Annotated in this window: 15 protein-coding genes; 4 read left to right on the top strand and 11 right to left on the bottom strand. The window is 54.8% G+C overall.

The genetic code is table 11. The annotated features are described in order from the left end of the window. Positions 1-4: 4 nt before the first annotated feature. The 5 genes from INT20_RS00525 to INT20_RS00545 are packed head-to-tail and all read right to left on the bottom strand — an operon-like array spanning position 5 to position 5433. On the bottom strand, positions 5-274 hold the full coding sequence (locus tag INT20_RS00525; protein ID WP_087109537.1) for a K+/H+ antiporter subunit F: 270 nt from the start codon (positions 272-274) through the stop codon (positions 5-7). After that, positions 268-765, bottom strand: coding sequence for a Na+/H+ antiporter subunit E (locus INT20_RS00530; RefSeq protein WP_172116262.1), 498 nt, complete (start codon positions 763-765; stop codon positions 268-270). Before INT20_RS00530 ends, INT20_RS00525 begins: the two co-directional genes overlap by 7 nt. Then, the gene (locus INT20_RS00535; protein ID WP_192526296.1) at positions 762-2273 is read right to left on the bottom strand and encodes a monovalent cation/H+ antiporter subunit D; all 1512 of its coding nucleotides are present in this window, start codon (positions 2271-2273) and stop codon (positions 762-764) included. Before INT20_RS00535 ends, INT20_RS00530 begins: the two co-directional genes overlap by 4 nt. Next, positions 2270-2602 (bottom strand): Na+/H+ antiporter subunit C, encoded by a 333-nt coding sequence (locus tag INT20_RS00540; RefSeq protein WP_087109531.1) that lies wholly within the window; start codon positions 2600-2602, stop codon positions 2270-2272. The genes INT20_RS00535 and INT20_RS00540 overlap by 4 nt, the downstream gene beginning before the upstream one ends. Next, on the bottom strand, positions 2602-5433 hold the full coding sequence (locus INT20_RS00545) for a monovalent cation/H+ antiporter subunit A (RefSeq protein WP_192526297.1): 2832 nt from the start codon (positions 5431-5433) through the stop codon (positions 2602-2604). Before INT20_RS00545 ends, INT20_RS00540 begins: the two co-directional genes overlap by 1 nt. Positions 5434-5739: 306 nt before the next feature. Here INT20_RS00545 and INT20_RS00550 point away from each other — a divergent pair, with 306 nt between their 5' ends. Continuing rightward, the gene (locus INT20_RS00550) at positions 5740-6582 is read left to right on the top strand and encodes an ion transporter (protein WP_192526298.1); all 843 of its coding nucleotides are present in this window, start codon (positions 5740-5742) and stop codon (positions 6580-6582) included. A gap of 125 nt (positions 6583-6707) precedes the next feature. Here INT20_RS00550 and INT20_RS00555 read toward each other — a convergent pair whose 3' ends face one another. The 3 genes from INT20_RS00555 to epmB form a co-directional block, all read right to left on the bottom strand. After that, on the bottom strand, positions 6708-8729 hold the full coding sequence (locus tag INT20_RS00555) for a pyrroloquinoline quinone-dependent dehydrogenase (protein ID WP_192526299.1): 2022 nt from the start codon (positions 8727-8729) through the stop codon (positions 6708-6710). Between the two features lie 8 nt (positions 8730-8737). Further along, positions 8738-9097: a hypothetical protein gene (locus tag INT20_RS00560; protein WP_192526300.1), complete on the bottom strand. Its 360-nt coding sequence runs from the start codon at positions 9095-9097 to the stop codon at positions 8738-8740. Between the two features lie 327 nt (positions 9098-9424). Further along, the gene (gene epmB / locus INT20_RS00565) at positions 9425-10444 is read right to left on the bottom strand and encodes an EF-P beta-lysylation protein EpmB (RefSeq protein ID WP_193056269.1); all 1020 of its coding nucleotides are present in this window, start codon (positions 10442-10444) and stop codon (positions 9425-9427) included. 138 nt (positions 10445-10582) lie between these two features. Here epmB and efp point away from each other — a divergent pair, with 138 nt between their 5' ends. Both efp and epmA read left to right on the top strand, forming a co-directional pair. Then, positions 10583-11149, top strand: a complete 567-nt coding sequence (gene efp / locus INT20_RS00570) for an elongation factor P (protein WP_172116269.1) — start codon at positions 10583-10585, stop codon at positions 11147-11149. A 171-nt stretch (positions 11150-11320) separates the two neighbouring features. Next, complete coding sequence (gene epmA / locus INT20_RS00575) at positions 11321-12301, top strand: EF-P lysine aminoacylase EpmA (protein ID WP_193053834.1); 981 nt, start codon at positions 11321-11323, stop codon at positions 12299-12301. A 2-nt stretch (positions 12302-12303) separates the two neighbouring features. On the opposite strand, the gene asd is transcribed toward epmA, so the two are convergent. Genes asd through rsgA form a run of 3 tightly spaced genes read right to left on the bottom strand, consistent with a single transcriptional unit; the run spans position 12304 to position 15107 of the window. Beyond that, positions 12304-13176: an archaetidylserine decarboxylase gene (asd, locus tag INT20_RS00580; RefSeq protein WP_193053833.1), complete on the bottom strand. Its 873-nt coding sequence runs from the start codon at positions 13174-13176 to the stop codon at positions 12304-12306. Positions 13177-13227: 51 nt separating this feature from the next. Next, on the bottom strand, positions 13228-14070 hold the full coding sequence (locus tag INT20_RS00585; protein WP_193053832.1) for a sulfurtransferase: 843 nt from the start codon (positions 14068-14070) through the stop codon (positions 13228-13230). Positions 14071-14087: 17 nt separating this feature from the next. Next, positions 14088-15107: a small ribosomal subunit biogenesis GTPase RsgA gene (gene rsgA, locus INT20_RS00590; RefSeq protein WP_172116273.1), complete on the bottom strand. Its 1020-nt coding sequence runs from the start codon at positions 15105-15107 to the stop codon at positions 14088-14090. A gap of 88 nt (positions 15108-15195) precedes the next feature. Here rsgA and orn point away from each other — a divergent pair, with 88 nt between their 5' ends. Beyond that, on the top strand, positions 15196-15777 hold the full coding sequence (orn, locus tag INT20_RS00595) for an oligoribonuclease (protein WP_172116274.1): 582 nt from the start codon (positions 15196-15198) through the stop codon (positions 15775-15777). The last annotated feature ends 3 nt before the right edge of the window (positions 15778-15780 follow it).

The following is a 15780-nucleotide window of genomic DNA, read 5'->3' on the forward strand; positions in this document are numbered from 1 at the left end:
GCGTTCATTCGATAATGTCTCCGCGCAGAATGTATTTGCACACGGCCACGGTGCTGATAAAGCCCAGCATGGCAATCAGCAGCGCCGACTCGAAATAGGTTTTGCTGTTAAGCCATAGCCCCAGCAGAACAATCAGTGCGATGGAGTTAACGTACATGGTATCCAGCGCCAGTACGCGGTCCGGGAGGTCTGGCCCCACGGTAAGCCTAAAGAGATTCATCAGCAGCGCCATGACGACAAGCGCTAGGGTAATGTACAAAGCAATGCTTAGCATTCGTAAATCTCCTTGAGAGGGCGCTCATACCGCTCGCGGATCTGCCTGATCAGTTCCTCTTCATCATCAACATCCAGAGCATGGATTAATAGCGATTGACCGTCGAGGCGCAGGTTGGCTGATACCGTGCCAGGCGTCAGGCTAATGGTGCTGGCCAGCAGCGTAATGGTGAAGCGCTCCTCCAGCATTAAAGGGTATTCAATAAAATGTGGCGTTAGCCTGCGCCAAGGGTTGGCCACTAGATAAGCCACCTCAAAATTGGCGACGACGATATCCTTTAAAACCCTCAAGATAAACCGCAGCAGCACCCAGGGCTTTTTGATGCGTAGAGTCGTGTCCCAGAACCGATAGGTCACCAGTGGGATGATAATGGCCAGTATGCCGCCCAGTACGATTTGCCCGGGGGCGTAACTGCGTGCAAGCAGCAGCCAGACGCCTAGTAATAATAGCGATAAAACTGGCGTCGGCAGCCAGGAGCGCGGGGTAATCATGGGGCATCTCCTGCATCAAGTAGCAGCGTGTCGATCAAGACTTGTGGCTGTGATAGCTGCTCGGCCGTTGCCTGGGTGTAGCTGCTGATGGGCCCTGCAAACAGGGTCATTAAGGGGGCCGCGCTTAGCAGCCAGATGACGGCAAACCATTGGCGGCGTGGCAACGCATTGCCGCCTAAACTACCGCGATAGCTACGCCAGAAGATCGTGGAGCCTGCGCGTGACAGAGCGATCAAGGCTGCCAAACTCACCAGCAGTAGAGTAGGCCATAGCCATAATCGCTGAGCACCTTCAGCGGCGTTGAGCACCAGTGCTTTCCCCAAGGCGCCGGAAAGTGGCGGAACGCCCACAACGGCGACAGCACCTACAAGAAACAGTAGCGCTAACGCCTTGCCTTGGGTCATGGGGCGGCTTTTCACCAGCCGAGTCCCTGCCTTGCCGCGCTGTAATCCGATCATTTCAGCCAGCAGGAATAAACCACCCGTAATCAAGGAGGTATGAACCAAATAGTAAAGAAGCGCTGAAGTCGCTTGCTCTGTTCGCATGCCCACACCGACCAAAAGCGTGCCCACCGACAGCAGCACCAGGTAAGCGACCAGTAGTTTCAGATCTCGGGCAGCCATAATGCCTACCCCAGCGGCAACGAGCGTTGCCAAGCCGAGCCACCATACCCATGGCTGCTCCAGTGCGGTCAGTGCGCCCGCGCTTTCGCCAAAAATCAGCAGATAAACGCGCAGGATGGCGTAGATACCGACCTTGGTCATAATGGCAAAGAGAGCCGCCACCGGGGCGGGCGCCGCGGAATAAGCGCGCGGTAGCCAGAAATAGAGCGGCAAAATGGCGGCTTTCAAGCCAAATACCACCAATAACATTAACGCGCCGGCAGTCACCAAGCCTTGGCGTTCAGCAGGCAGTTCGGCTACGCGCAGCGCCATATCCGCCATGTTAAGCGTTCCCGTAGCGCCATAAAGCGTACCTACCGCTATCAGAAACAGTGAAGAACCTGCCAGGTTGAGTACCACGTAATGCACGCTCGCCTGGATGCGTGCTTTGCCGCCACCGTGTAGCAGCAGCGCGTAAGAGGCGAGAAGCAGCACTTCAAAAAAGACGAACAGATTGAACAAGTCGCCGGTTAGAAACGCGCCATTAATGCCCAGAAGTTGCCACTGAAAAAGGCCGTGAAAATTGCTGCCTTTTTCATCATCCCCTGCACAGGCAAATATCACGGCACCCACTGCAAGCAGGGCTGTGATCAACAGCATCAAGGCAGATAGGCGGTCGAGCACCAGTACGATGCCGAAAGGCGCTTGCCAGTTGCCCAATGCGTAGTAAAGAATCTCGCCACGCATGGCTTGGCTAATTAGGCCTATCGCCACGGCCAGTAATAGAACGGTGGCCACAACGCTCACGATACGTTTGTAGCGAACCAATCCTTGGCGCTGATAGAGCAGCATAATGCCGGCGATCAGTGGCAGGACGATAGGAAAAACAATCAGGTGTTGCATCATTCGCGGTCTTCCTTTTTACCGTCTACATGATCGTTGCCCACTTCACTGCGGGCGCGCATCGCGAGAATCACGACGAAAGCGGTCATTGCGAAGCCAATAACGATGGCGGTAAGCACTAGCGCTTGAGGCAGCGGGTCGGCATAAACGCCTTCGCCATGAACAATGGCCGCACCGTCAGTGGTTAACCCACCCATCGAAAATAGAAACAGGTTCACGGCGTAAGAAAGCAGCGTTAGACCTACCACTACGGGAAAAGTACGCCCCCGAAGCGTTAAATAGAGGCCACAGGTGCTCAGTACGCCGGTGGTGATTGCGTAAAGTAATTCCATCAGCTTTGCTCCTTGGCGGGTGGCGGCGTGACCTCATCGCCCTTGGGCTCATTAACCACTGGCCGGTGAGTCGTGGTGACCTTGCCCAGGTTGGCCAGAATCATCAGCGTGGCGCCGACGACGGCGAGATAAACGCCGAGATCAAACAGCAGAGCAGTGGCTAACTCAAACTTACCGACTACCGGCAGGCTAAAGTAGCTGAAGGCAGAGGTCAGGAAGGGGTAGCCGAACAACCAGCTACCCAAGCCGGTTAGCGTCGCCACCGCAACCCCTGCAATGGCAACGGGTTGGAAGGGGAAGTCCAAACGCTGTTGTGTCCATTCCACGCCACGTGCCATATACAGAAGAATCAGCGCAACCGCGGTGATCAAGCCAGCGATAAAGCCGCCGCCGGGCTCATTGTGGCCGCGCAAGAAAATAAACGCCGATACCAGCAGCGCCAACGGCAATAGAGCTAGTGAAATAGAGGTCAGAATGGCCGGATAACGATCAGGGGACCAAACGCGGCCTTCTCCGTCGCTGTGCGGGATAAACAGGCGTAAACGGTTGAGCAATTTGAAAATCGCCAAGCCCGCCAAGGCCAGCACCGTAATCTCGCCCAAGGTATCGAAGCCACGGAAATCGACCAGAATGACGTTGACCACATTATGGCCGCCGCCGCCAGGAACGCTATTGGTCATAAAGAAGTTAGAGATCGACAGCGTATCTCGCGTCATCACCGCATAGTTAATGCTGGCGATGACAAGTCCCAATGAACCCGCTAACAGCATGTCGCGCAGATTGCGCTTGGGGCTGGATTCGGGGGGCGTCTTTTGAGGCAGGAAAAAAAGCGCCAGCATCAGCAAAATCATCGTTACCACTTCCACCGAAAGCTGCGTCAGCGCTAGATCCGGTGCAGAGAAGCGTGCAAACGTAAGGGCTACAAAAAGTCCCACCACCGACAGCATGAGTAGTGAAATTAGCCGGTAGCGGTGAGTGGCGGCGGTGGCGATACCGCCAAAAATCAACATGCCAGCGCCTAGCAGCAGCACGCCATCAATGGGTTGATTGCCTTTGGGGCCGGTAAGCTCGGTAATTTGTGATAAGCCGATAACGCCCATGATCAGCGTGGACAGCAAAAGCCAGCCCACAAAGCGCTGCAGCGAATGACCGTCCCAGGCGGCCACGAGGGCTTCTGCACGTTGCTCAAGGCTGATCATTGCGCGCTCAAACACACGGCTTGCATCGACGCTGGCAAACGATTGGGCGAAACGACGTAGATCAGCATGGCGCCAGTAAAGGACAACACCCACTACAAACGCCACCATACTCATGATGAGTGGCAGGTTCACGCCGTGCCAAATAGCCAAGTGGAAGTCCAGCGGTTCACCGAGCACCGCTTGCGTCGCCAGCTCAAGCAGGTTATTGACCATCAGCGTGGGGAATAAACCTACCAGCATGCAGAGCACTACTAGTAGTTCGACCGGAAAACGCATCAGGTGTGGTGGCTCATGAGGCGCCTTGGGCGACGCTTCCTTCGCAGGCGCATAGAACACCGCATACACCAGACGTACCGAGTAGGCAACGGAAAGAATGCCACCTATAGCGGCCAGCGCAGGGATTAGCCAACTTAACCCGCCCAGTACGGGCGTGGCTAATGTTTCAGTAAAGAACATCTCCTTGGAGAGAAACCCATTAAAGAAGGGCACACCTGCCATCGCCGCAGCGGCCAGTGTCGTCAGCAGGGCAGTAATGGGCATGGTTTTGCGCAGCGCACCCAACTGCTTAAGCTCACGTGTGCCGGTTTCATGGTCGATGATGCCTGCGCTCATGAAAAGCGCTGCTTTGAAAGTGGCGTGGTTAACAATATGAAACAGCGCCGCCAAAACGGCCATAGGCGTGCCGATGCCCAATAGCACTGTAATCAGGCCCAGGTGGCTAATGGTAGAAAACGCCAAAATACCTTTTAGGTCCGTCTTGAACAGAGCAAACCAGGCGCCATATAGCAGCGTGATTGAACCGATAAGCGGTACCACCACGCTCCAAAGCTCGCTACCGGCAATCGCTGGATGCAGCCGGGCCATTAAAAAGATGCCCGCCTTAACCATGGTGGCCGAATGCAGATAAGCAGAAACCGGGGTCGGCGCCGCCATGGCATGCGGCAACCAGAAATGAAACGGGAACTGCGCCGATTTGGTGAAAGCACCCAATAAAATTAGTGCCAGCATGATGGGGTAGCGCGGGTCCGCCACAATGGTGGCACCACTGGCCAGCACATCACTCATATTGAAGCTGCCGGCCATATCGCCGAGCAGTAATAGCCCCGCTAATAGGGCAAGGCCGCCTGCACCTGTCACGGTTAGCGCCATGCGTGCGCCTTTACGCGCATCGTTACGATAAGACCAAAAACCGATCAATAGAAACGAGGAGAGACTTGTAAGCTCCCAGAACAACCATAAAAGAATCAGGTTGTCAGACATTGAGATGCCGACCATAGAGGCCATGAACAGCATCAGAAAAGCGTAGAAACGCCCTACAGGTTCATCTTTGCCCAAATAGAAGTGGGCATACAGCAATACGAGCAGGCCAATCCCCAGAATCAGGAGGTTGAAAAGCAAGGACAGGCCATCCAGACGAAAGGCAAGTTCCAAGCCAAGCTCAGGCATCCATTCAGCATGGAAGCGCAATGTTTCACCATCCAGCAAGGCCGGTATCTGAAGTAAGGTGAGTAGCAGGGCGGCAGCCGGTACCACGCTCGTCGCAAGCGAACACACAGAGCGGTCGCGTTGAGCGGTGATCAGTGGCACCAGTACCCCAAGCAACGGTAATAAGGCTATCCAAAGCAGTGTCATGGGCTCATCCAGCGCAATAAAATCTCAAAAAAGGCCGCAAAGTGAGGAGAATACACCTAGGGCCAAGGGTAAATTAAGCGAAACTGTAGAATATCACTTGTTTTGAAGATGTGCGGCTTTCGTATAATCGGTCCGCGTATTCAATGAACAAGAGAAAGTGATTGGGGGCTTGCCGTTGATGCACGCCCCAAACGGATGGCGGTTATTGCAGGTAGCATTTGCGTTGCCGCATGGGGAGGATGAATAATGCTTCTCATTTTTTAAACTATTTTTTGAATTTTCTATGCTTGCGAGAACTTTACAGCAATGAGCACTTCCTTTAGTACCTGGCAGGCACGCTTTGAAAAGCTGCGCAGTAATAAGTTTTTTGAGACGTTTGTGATTGCCATCATTGTGATATCGGCGCTGGTAATTGGCGCACGCACCTACGATGAGGTGAGCCGGTTTGAGCAGTGGCTCGGCGTGCTGGATATGGCGGTGACGGTGTTTTTTCTGGTCGAGATCCTTATTCGTATGGCGGCAGAGCCCAGGCTGCGGGATTTCTTCAAAAAAGGCTGGAACATCTTTGATTTCTTGATTGTTACCGCCAGTCTAATCCCCATGGATGAGTCAGAAATGGTGCTGCTGGCGCGCTTGCTACGCATCTTCCGCGTGCTGCGTCTGGTATCAATGATACCTGAGCTTCAAATGCTGCTGTCGGCGTTGATCAAATCCATACCACGTATGGGATACGTGGCGCTTTTGATGTTTATTATTTTCTACATTTATGCCGCAATCGGCAGCTTTTTGTTCCACACCGTCGATGAGCAGCTATGGGGTAACATTGCGCTGGCCATGCTCACGCTTTTCCAGGTGGCAACATTCGAAAGCTGGGCCACTGCCGTCCTGTACCCGACGATGGAGCACTTTCCCTATGCCTGGATCTACTTCTTAACGTTCATATTCCTCAACGCCTTTATCTTTCTCAATATGATGATCGGCATTGTGCTGGACGTCATGCAAAAAGAGAGCGCCCAGATGGCGCTGGACAGTGGCGAAGGAGAGGAGGCTGAGATACAGGGGTTACGTAGTGATGTTCGTGAATTACGTGCTCAGCTTGACCGTATGGAGTCAGCACTGACAAAGCGTGATACAAACTCGCCTCAATAGAAGGCAGGCACGCACCATGCGGTAGCGGATACGGCTTCTTCGAACATGGTAGGAATAGAGAAAGGGGCGGCCCGTGTTGCAAAACACGGGCCGCCCCTTTGGGTTATGGTGTTTACAAGGTACGGTTACTCCGGCAGGGCATAGACCACCAGTTGGTCGCCTACCTGATCTTTGACAATCGTATTGCCCCCGGCTACGAACGCCACATATTGTCGGCCCTCGTACTCGTAAACGGCAGGATTGGCGACTGCGGGCGCTTCCGCTTGGTCAGACCAAAGCTGTTCGCCGGTTTCAAGCGAGTAAGCGCGAAGCTTGGCGTCTATGGATGCGCCGATAAATATAAGCCCCCCAGCCGTGATAGCCGGGCCGCCAATGGTCGGTGAGCCCCAACGCTCAGGCATGAAAAAGCCGTACTGCTGTGAAGCGCCTACCGGGCGGCGCCACTTCACATCGCCGGTGGTCATATCCAGCGCCACCAACTCGCCAAAGGGCGGCTCCCAACAGGGCATGCCAAGCCAGTTAAGCGCTACTTCCAAGCGCATGCCGTAGGGCGCGCCCTCTTGAGGAGAGTATCCGCTTTCATTACCTGAACCTCTGTCGGCTTCTTCAAAGTCGTCGCGATTAAATAGCTTCACGTATTGCACAATATGTGACGTATTGACGACGGCCGTTTGATTAACCGGGTCAAAGGCCACGCCGCCCCACTGCACGCCACCGGCACTGTCCGGGTAGGCAAGTGTTCCTTCGCCTTGGGTGGTAGGTGGGGTGTACATGCCTTCGTACCAAAGATCATCCCAAAGGGCGGAGCACTGGCCAAAGCTCACCGCATCGGCCAGCGCCCAGATGCTGGGTTTCTCAGACTGATCAAGCAGCGGGGCGGGTTTGGTGGGAAATGGCTGTGTGGGTGAGTAGACTTCGCCCTCTACTGTGCCATCACCGCTAGGTACCTCGCGCTCTTCAATCGGCCACACGTCTTCGCCGGTTTCACGGTTAACCACGAAGAGAAAACCCATTTTGGTGGCCTGCATTAACGCCGGTATCTCTTCACCATCGACCGTAATATCCATCAGGGTAGGTGCGGCGTTAATGTCGTAGTCCCATAGGTCGTGATGTACCCACTGGCGTGACCATACGACCTCTCCGGTTTCAATATCCAGTGCGGTCGTGGACGTGGCCAGCGGCACTTCCTCGGTGCGATTACCGCCCCAAAAGTTGGGCGAGGGCGAAGAGATGGGCAAGTATACAAGCCCACGTTCTTCATCGGCTGCCATGTGAGTCCAAACATTGGCGGTACCGCTGCGTTCACGCATCTCTTCGGATAGCGCTTCAAAGGTCCACTCAAGCTCGCCTGTGCGCGCATTGACCGAGAAAACGGTACCCGAAGGGGCTTCACTGGTTGCCCAGTCTTTACCCGCCCAGCCCAGGATAAGCCGGTCACCTACGACGGTGGGGGGTTGCAAGAGCGATAACGGCCAATCTTCGGGAATATTATTCCACTGGTTAACGTTCAAAACGCCATTATCAGCAAAGTCTTCACAGGGTTTACCGCTATCGGCATCGAGTGCGAAAAGCTGAGCATCCATGGTGCCGAAGTAGATGATTTTATCGCAGGCATTGTCAGAAGGCTCGTCCGCTTCCCAGTAGGCTACCCCGCGGCTTTTAAGCGCTGGCTGGGTCAAGGCTTCAAGAGAGGATTCGGTGTCAAACATCCAGCGCTGTTCGCCAGTGGCGGGGTCCAGGGCAAATACCCGGTAAAACGGCGTGCCTATATAGAGCGTATCGTTGGCAAATACTGGGGTTGCTGACCAAACCGTGGGAGGAAGATCGCCAGAGCCATCGGAGACATCGCCGGTATGAAACTCCCACGCTTTTTCTAAATGACCTACGTTGTCTACGTTGATCTGATCCAGTGGGCTATATTTTTGCGCATTAAGCTGCCCGTGAAAGCTATCCCAAATGGCGCCTTCGGGTACTAGCGGAATTGCCTGGCGGCTATTTGTCTCGTTTAAAGGTTCGCTTTGCTCGGAAGGCGGCGCTTGCGCCAATAGCGGTAACGGTGTGAACAGTAGCGCTAAAAGCAGGTTGCCAGTGAAACGAGAGGATGAACGCCCACATTGGCGTTGGGTATTTACATAATGAGCAGGCATAGAGCGCCTCAGGTCCGAGTGGGTTTAGAGGGGGAGCTTGCTATATCAACCATCAGCCCGATCAGGCCTATGACCATGGCGACGCCCAGCCACCACAGGTGTAAAAGCATAGCGGCGAAAAATGTCCCAGCCAGCCCAATAATAATAAGCGTACGAAGCGCGATGAGCCCGCCACTGGCGTTAAGTTTGAAGAGCACCAGTGCCGCGGCAATGAGCACAACGCAGGCCAGAGTAGCCACCAATGCGCCAAGCGTGCCGGTTACGCCGGTCAACGGTGTTATATAAGCGTAAGTAGAAATCACAACACCCGCTAGAGCGGCTAAAAGCAGTACCCCTGCGCCCGTACGGCGTCTTTGTAATCGCGACATTGCGTTATCTCTCCTGTGATGAATAGATTTGTTCCAATGTTTACCTAATTGTTCGTTTAAGCGTAGCAGACGCCGGTAATTGAGGTGGCGCTGACAGAAGGTTTATGTACGAGGCGGTTGCGAGGAGACGAGAGGGGATGCATCTGGTTAACGATGCTGGTAGGGGCTAGGCATTGAGCTTTAGCCCTGGTTTATGACTGAAAATGCCGCTTCCGCGGTTTTGGCATGCACAACCTCTTGGGCAGCCCAAAGCGCCGAGGCGGCAAGCATTTCCAGGTTTATATGCCAAGCCCCGTATCGGGCTGCTCGCTTGGCTATTGATACCCCTCACAGCGGCGTTTTACTCGCCTCCCCAGGTACTTCTCGCACAAGTCGGGGCATCAGAAAACCGGGTAAGTGCTCACGTAGTTGGGTGATGAGTACACGTGCTTCATCATCCGGTACATCAAAATGAGCGGCGCCCTGCACCGGGTCTAATACATGCAGGTAGTAGGGCAGGATGCCTGCCTCAAAAAGCCGCTCTGAAAGGGTGGTGAGTGTGCTCACTTCGTCGTTAACGCCGCGCAGCAGTACGCTTTGATTAAGCAGGGTGGCGCCGGCTTCTTTTAACCGGGTGCAGGCCTCAACGACGGCTTGATCTATCTCGTTGGCATGATTGATATGCAGTACCACGACTTTTTGCAGCCGGGTATTGCCCAGCCAGGCAAGTAGCGCATTATCGATACGATCAGGAATCACCACGGGTAAGCGTGTGTGAATGCGCAGCCGCTTAAGATGAGGGATTTTTTCCAGCTCGCCGACTAGCCAGGCTAGCTGACGGTCGTTGGCGGCCAGCGGGTCGCCGCCGGAAAGAATGGCTTCATGAATGGTGGGGTTGCTGCGCAGGTAATCAAGCGCATCTTGCCACTGGGCGCGGGAAGGTGAATTATCGCTGTAGGGAAAGTGGCGACGAAAACAGTAGCGGCAGTTAATTGCGCAGTTTGGGCTTGCGATTAATAGCACCCGACCGGCGTATTTGTGAATCAACCCTTTGGCAGGGCGATGATCAGCCTCTTCAAGAGGGTCAAGCACGTAACCACTAGGCGTGAGCGCTTCGTCGCTGACGGGCAGCACTTGGCGCAGTAGCGGGTCGGACGTATCGCCGTAAGTAATGCGTGACAAATAGGCCTCGGGCACGCAGGTTTCAAACAGCCTATGCCCGGTATGTGCGCCAGAGAGCCATTCGCTCTTTAGTCCAAGCCGTTTGCAAAGCTCTTGTGGGTCACGAATGGCGCTGGAAAGCTGCTGTTGCCATGTGGAGCTTGAGGCTTCGTTGAATCGCTCGTGATTATCCGAGGCAACGATCATAATGTTCTCCTGCAAAAAGCCCTTCTTCGGGTTATCATGCGCGCACTTATTTGACGATGCTATCCACGCTGCGGCGACGTAGGCTATCTTGCATCGCTCACTGTAATAGCTAACTGAAATAGATCACAGAGAGGCAACATGGCTAACTATTCTACCAATGAATTCAAAGGCGGTTTAAAAGTAATGCTCGACGGTGATCCTTGCTCAATCGTTGAGAACGAATTGGTCAAGCCCGGCAAGGGCCAGGCGTTTAACCGCGTTAAGCTGCGTAACCTGATGACCGGCCGTGTAGGTGAGCGTACCTTTAAGTCGGGCGATTCACTGGAAGGTGCCGATGTCATGGACCTGGAGATGGAGTACCTCTACACCGACGGTGACATGTGGCACTTTATGAAAACGGACGGCTCTTTTGAGCAGTACGCCGTAGAGAAAAAAGCGCTGGGCGATACTGTCAAATGGCTCAAAGAGCAGGTGCCTTATACGCTGACACTGTGGAACGACAAGGCAATTTCGGTGACGCCGCCCAACTTCATTGAGCTTGAAGTGGTCGAGACTGACCCAGGCCTGAAGGGCGATACGGCGCAGGGCGGCTCTAAACCCGCAACGCTCTCTTCAGGTGCTGTTGTTCGTGTACCTCTGTTTATCAACCAGGGCGAAGTGCTCAAAATCGATACGCGCTCCGGCGAGTACGTTTCTCGCGCTTGATAAGTACGTTTTTAAGCTAAGTATTAAGTGAGTAGTTAAGTGAGTAGTTAAGTGAGTAGTTAAGTGCTTAGCCAAGTGGATAAAGCGGTAGGCTTTATTACGCACTTGGCGGCATTTGTACTACCTTAGAGCCACGCATTTGCGTGGCTTTATTTTATTCAAGGAGCGGTGATGGCCATTGAGTGGCGACCAAATGCGCAAATTGAAACGCTGCGCGAGCGAGCACGTCTGCTTTCAAAAGTACGAGCATTTTTTTCCCAACGTGACGTGCTGGAAGTTGAAACGCCTGTGCTTGGGCAGGGTGGAAGTACCGATGTGCACCTGGTGTCACTTGCGACTCAAGCGCGCACTGATAAAGGTCAGCGACGGTTATGGCTGCAAACCTCACCTGAATTTCATATGAAGCGTTTAGTGGCCGCAGGCAGTGGGCCCATTTTTCAGCTGGCGCGAAGTTTTCGTGATGGTGAAGTGGGTTCGCGCCACAACATCGAATTCACGATGCTTGAATGGTACCGGCCAGGGTTGTCGCTTGGCGAACTGATCGACGAGACCGCCACGCTGGTGGCCACGCTGTTACCTGCTTTTGCCGGGCCGGTAGTGCACTATCGTTATCGCGAGCTTTTCCATACTTGCTTGGCTGTTGACCCCTTCACAACGTCACTTGATAAGCTACGCGCGCTGGCCGCTGAACGAGGCCGGATGCCTACCGGGGCGTTGGTGAACGAAGGCCGCGATACCTGCCTCGACCTTTTGATGAGCATGGTGATTGAGCCCACGTTGGGCCAGAACGAATTAAGCGTGGTCACGGACTATCCCGCCAGCCAGGCGGCGCTTGCTCGCCGGCACCAGGATGTGGATGGAGAGTGGGTCGCATCACGTTTTGAGCTTTACCTGAACGGTATTGAGCTGGCCAATGGGTATCACGAGCTAACCGATGCCGCTGAGCAGCGCACTCGCTTTAGTGACGATAACGCTGAACGGCGACGTCTGGGGCTACCCGAGGTCGATGTTGATGAGCGTTTGCTGGCAGCGCTTGAGCATGGCATGCCCGAATGTGCGGGCGTAGCGCTGGGAATTGATCGTTTAATTCAATTGGCATTGGGTAAAGCACGCCTTGAAGACGTGCTCACCTTTTCGACGCCTAATTGCTAACGCTAAGCGATAGGCGGGGCTGGCGGAAAATCACCGAGGGTTTGGCCCATTTGCACCATGGTTTCTGGCCGATAATCCTCACGCGTTGCTGGATTGCTAAACGTAACCGGCTTGGCAAAACACATCACAACGGTAGAGCCGAGTTTGAATAGCCCCATTTCCTCGCCGCGCTCAAGGGTGATGGTGTTGTCAAAACGTGTGCGTTGAGGCACGCCCGCCAGCGGTGTAACTTGCCCAGACCACACGGTTTCAATGGCGGCAACCACCATCGCGCCGACCAATACCATGGCAAATGGGCCGTGCTCTGAATCAAAAATGCATACCAGGCGTTCGTTGCGTGCAAACAGGTTCGGCACGTAGCTCGCGGTGGCTTTATTCACCGAGAAAATTCGCCCAGGCACATAAATCATTTCCCGCAGCGTGCCGGTCATGGGCATATGTACACGGTGATAGTCGCGTGGCGAGAGATAAACGGTCGCGAAACTGCCGCCCATAAACTCTTCTGCAAGCGCGGCATCCCCGCCCAGTAACGACTGCGCCGAATAGGTGTGGCCCTTGGCTTGAACCAGCTGGCCCGCCTGCAAGCGGCCATGGCGCGAAAGCGAGCCATCGGCCGGGCTTAAAATGCCTTGCCCCAATGGACGAGCATCCGCTTTTAGAGCGCGGGTAAAGAACGCGTTAAAATTGGTGTATGCCGTAGGGTCCGGCTCAAGTGCCTGGCTCATGTCGACGTTAAACCGCTTGATAAAGGCCTTGATCAGCATGTTTTTCAGCCAAGGCGCCTCGCTCTGCGCAAACGTGCCGGTCAGACGCGAGATAGCATGATGAGGAAGCGGGTACTGGAGTAACGAGAAAGCTTTTTGAGGTAGCGTCACATTAATTACTTTTAGCAGTGGTTAAACGTCGTGCCAGCCAAGCCGGTTACGTTACTTTTCGATCGGCGTATCGTCGCGGTTGCCCCATTCGCCCCAGGAGCCCGCATAGCCGCGTATATTAAACCCTAGCGCTTTACCCACCAGCCAGGTAAAGCTGCTGCGGTGGTGGCTCTGGCAGTGGGTGGCTACTTCCATATCGGGCGTTAGGCCCATGGCCCCAAGCTCGGTTATAAGCTCGGCGTAGTCGCGAATACGCAGGGCGCGGGTCCGGTCCATGGCGTTTAGCCAATCCATATTGACCGCACCTGGAATGTGGCCAAGATGCTTATTATTGCCTTGCTCGCCGTCATATTCGCCCTTGGAGCGCGCATCCCAAACTGCAAACTGCTTGTCACCCAGCTTGGCTTTAATCTCATCACAGGTGATGAGCGCCTGCGGGTTTAAAATTTGTGCATGGTATTCGCTAGGCGAGGGACGGGTTTGCTCCGTGCTTTCGGGCATACCGGCATCACGCCAGGCATGAATGCCGCCATTTAAATAGGAGTAGCGGGTGTGGCCAATCAGCTCCAGCGTCCATAAAAGGCGTGCTGCCCAGCCGCCGCCTTCGTCATCATAGGCTACAACGTGGGTGTCGCGAGTAAGCCCCAATGCGCTGAATAGTTGCGATAAGAAGCCTACATCGGGAACGTCATTGGGCACCGGGCCTTCGCCGCGCATCAGATAGCGAAAATCCAGATATACCGCGCCCGGCACATGCCCCTGGCGGTAGTTATCCGGATTCACCGGCACATCAATGATCAAAAGCGCTGGTTGACCCAGGTGGCTCTGTAACTGTTCTGGCTCAACGATCAGCGGTAGAAGATTTGACTCTGACGATGGGTGCTCGGTGCTCATGGTTAGCTCCTTTAAAATCAAGCGTCTAAACTATCGAGAATCCGGCGATAGCTGGCAAAACGTTCCGGGTGAATCTTGCCTTCCTCAACCGCTTCAAGTAAAGCGCAGCCAGGCTCCTCCCGATGACGGCAATCACGAAAACGGCAGTAGCCCAGGAAAGGGCGGAACTCGATAAAGCCGTCGGTCACGTCCTGTTCGGTCAAATGAATCAAGCCAAATTCCCGAATGCCGGGAGAGTCGATCAGCTCGCCATCGGTGACTTCATCGCGGTTCATGGTATAGAGCCGTGCGGTAGTCGTGGTGTGCGTGCCCTTACGCGAGTCTTCGGAAAGCGCGCCGATACGCAATGACTCATCGGGCAACAGCAGGTCAATTAGCGATGATTTACCCACGCCGCTTTGGCCCACAAACACCGAGGTGCGACCCTCAAGTTGCTGGCGTAAAGGGGCAAGCCCTTCTTCATTGGCCGTCGTGGTGCGCACCACCGGGTAGCCTAGCGCACGGTAGCGCTCTAGTAGCTTGCCAAGCTCGCCGCCATCGTCTGGCAGCAGGTCGATTTTGTTGAGTACCAGAACAGGCGCGATAGCGGTGGCTTCAGCGGCGACCAGATAACGGTCAATCAAATTAGGGTGCGGCGCCGGCTCAACGGCAAAAACGATTAAAATCTGGTCGATGTTGGCGGCGACCGGCTTGAGCTGGCCACGCGCGTCAGGGCGCTTGAGCACGCTGTCGCGCTCTTCGCGGGCCACAACAACGCCGGAGCCCTCCTGGCCTGCCCGCCAGATTACTCGGTCACCGGTCACCATGCCGTCCAGATTAGCACGTAGATGGCAGCGTACCGGTGTGCCCTCGGCATTACGTACTTCCAGCGTTCGCCCGAAATGCGCCATCACCCGGCCGGGCTGTTCGGCGCCGTATTCGCCTGCCGCCAACTTTTCTGCGTCGCGTACATCACGCTTTTCAGCGCGGCTAGCACGCTCTGCCTGGACTTTGTCGACTCGCCACTGCTGCTGGCGGCTTAATTTACGTTTGCTCATGACCACCCGATGCTCGGTACAATGGAGGATAGTGTACCTGTTAACTGGCGCCGGGTAACTCGACCCGTTGGCTATCCTGGAGAAAAGCATGAGCAATAGTAATGAACCTCGCAGTGATCTGCTGGTCTGGATCGACCTGGAAATGACCGGCCTTGATCCTGATAAAGAGCGCATTATCGAAGTGGCAACGCTCGTTACCGATGCGGATTTAAACGTCGTGGCGGAAGGCCCGGTAATTGCTGTTAAGCAGCCTGATAGTCTGTTGGCACAAATGGATGACTGGAACCAGAAGACCCACGGCGAGTCCGGCTTGGTCGCGCGCGTAAAAGCCAGCCAGAACGATACGGCCAGTGCCGAACAGCAGACACTGGAATTTTTGCGCCAGTACGTGGTGGCAGGCTCGTCGCCCATGTGTGGTAATAGCATCCATCAGGACCGACGCTTTTTGGAGCGTGAGATGCCAGCGCTGTGGCGTTTTTTCCACTACCGTAACCTGGATGTCTCAAGCGTTAAGGAGCTTGCCAAGCGCTGGAACCCGGGCGCGCTGGCAGGCTTTAGCAAGCGCAACGTGCACTTGGCAATGGACGATATCAAAGAGTCGATTGCTGAGCTTGCCCACTACCGCAATACCTTTTTGCGCGTGGCAGGCGGGCAGGACGAAGAAGAGTAAGCC

This window comes from Halomonas citrativorans (assembly GCF_014898005.1).
Lineage (GTDB): Bacteria > Pseudomonadota > Gammaproteobacteria > Pseudomonadales > Halomonadaceae > Vreelandella > Vreelandella citrativorans.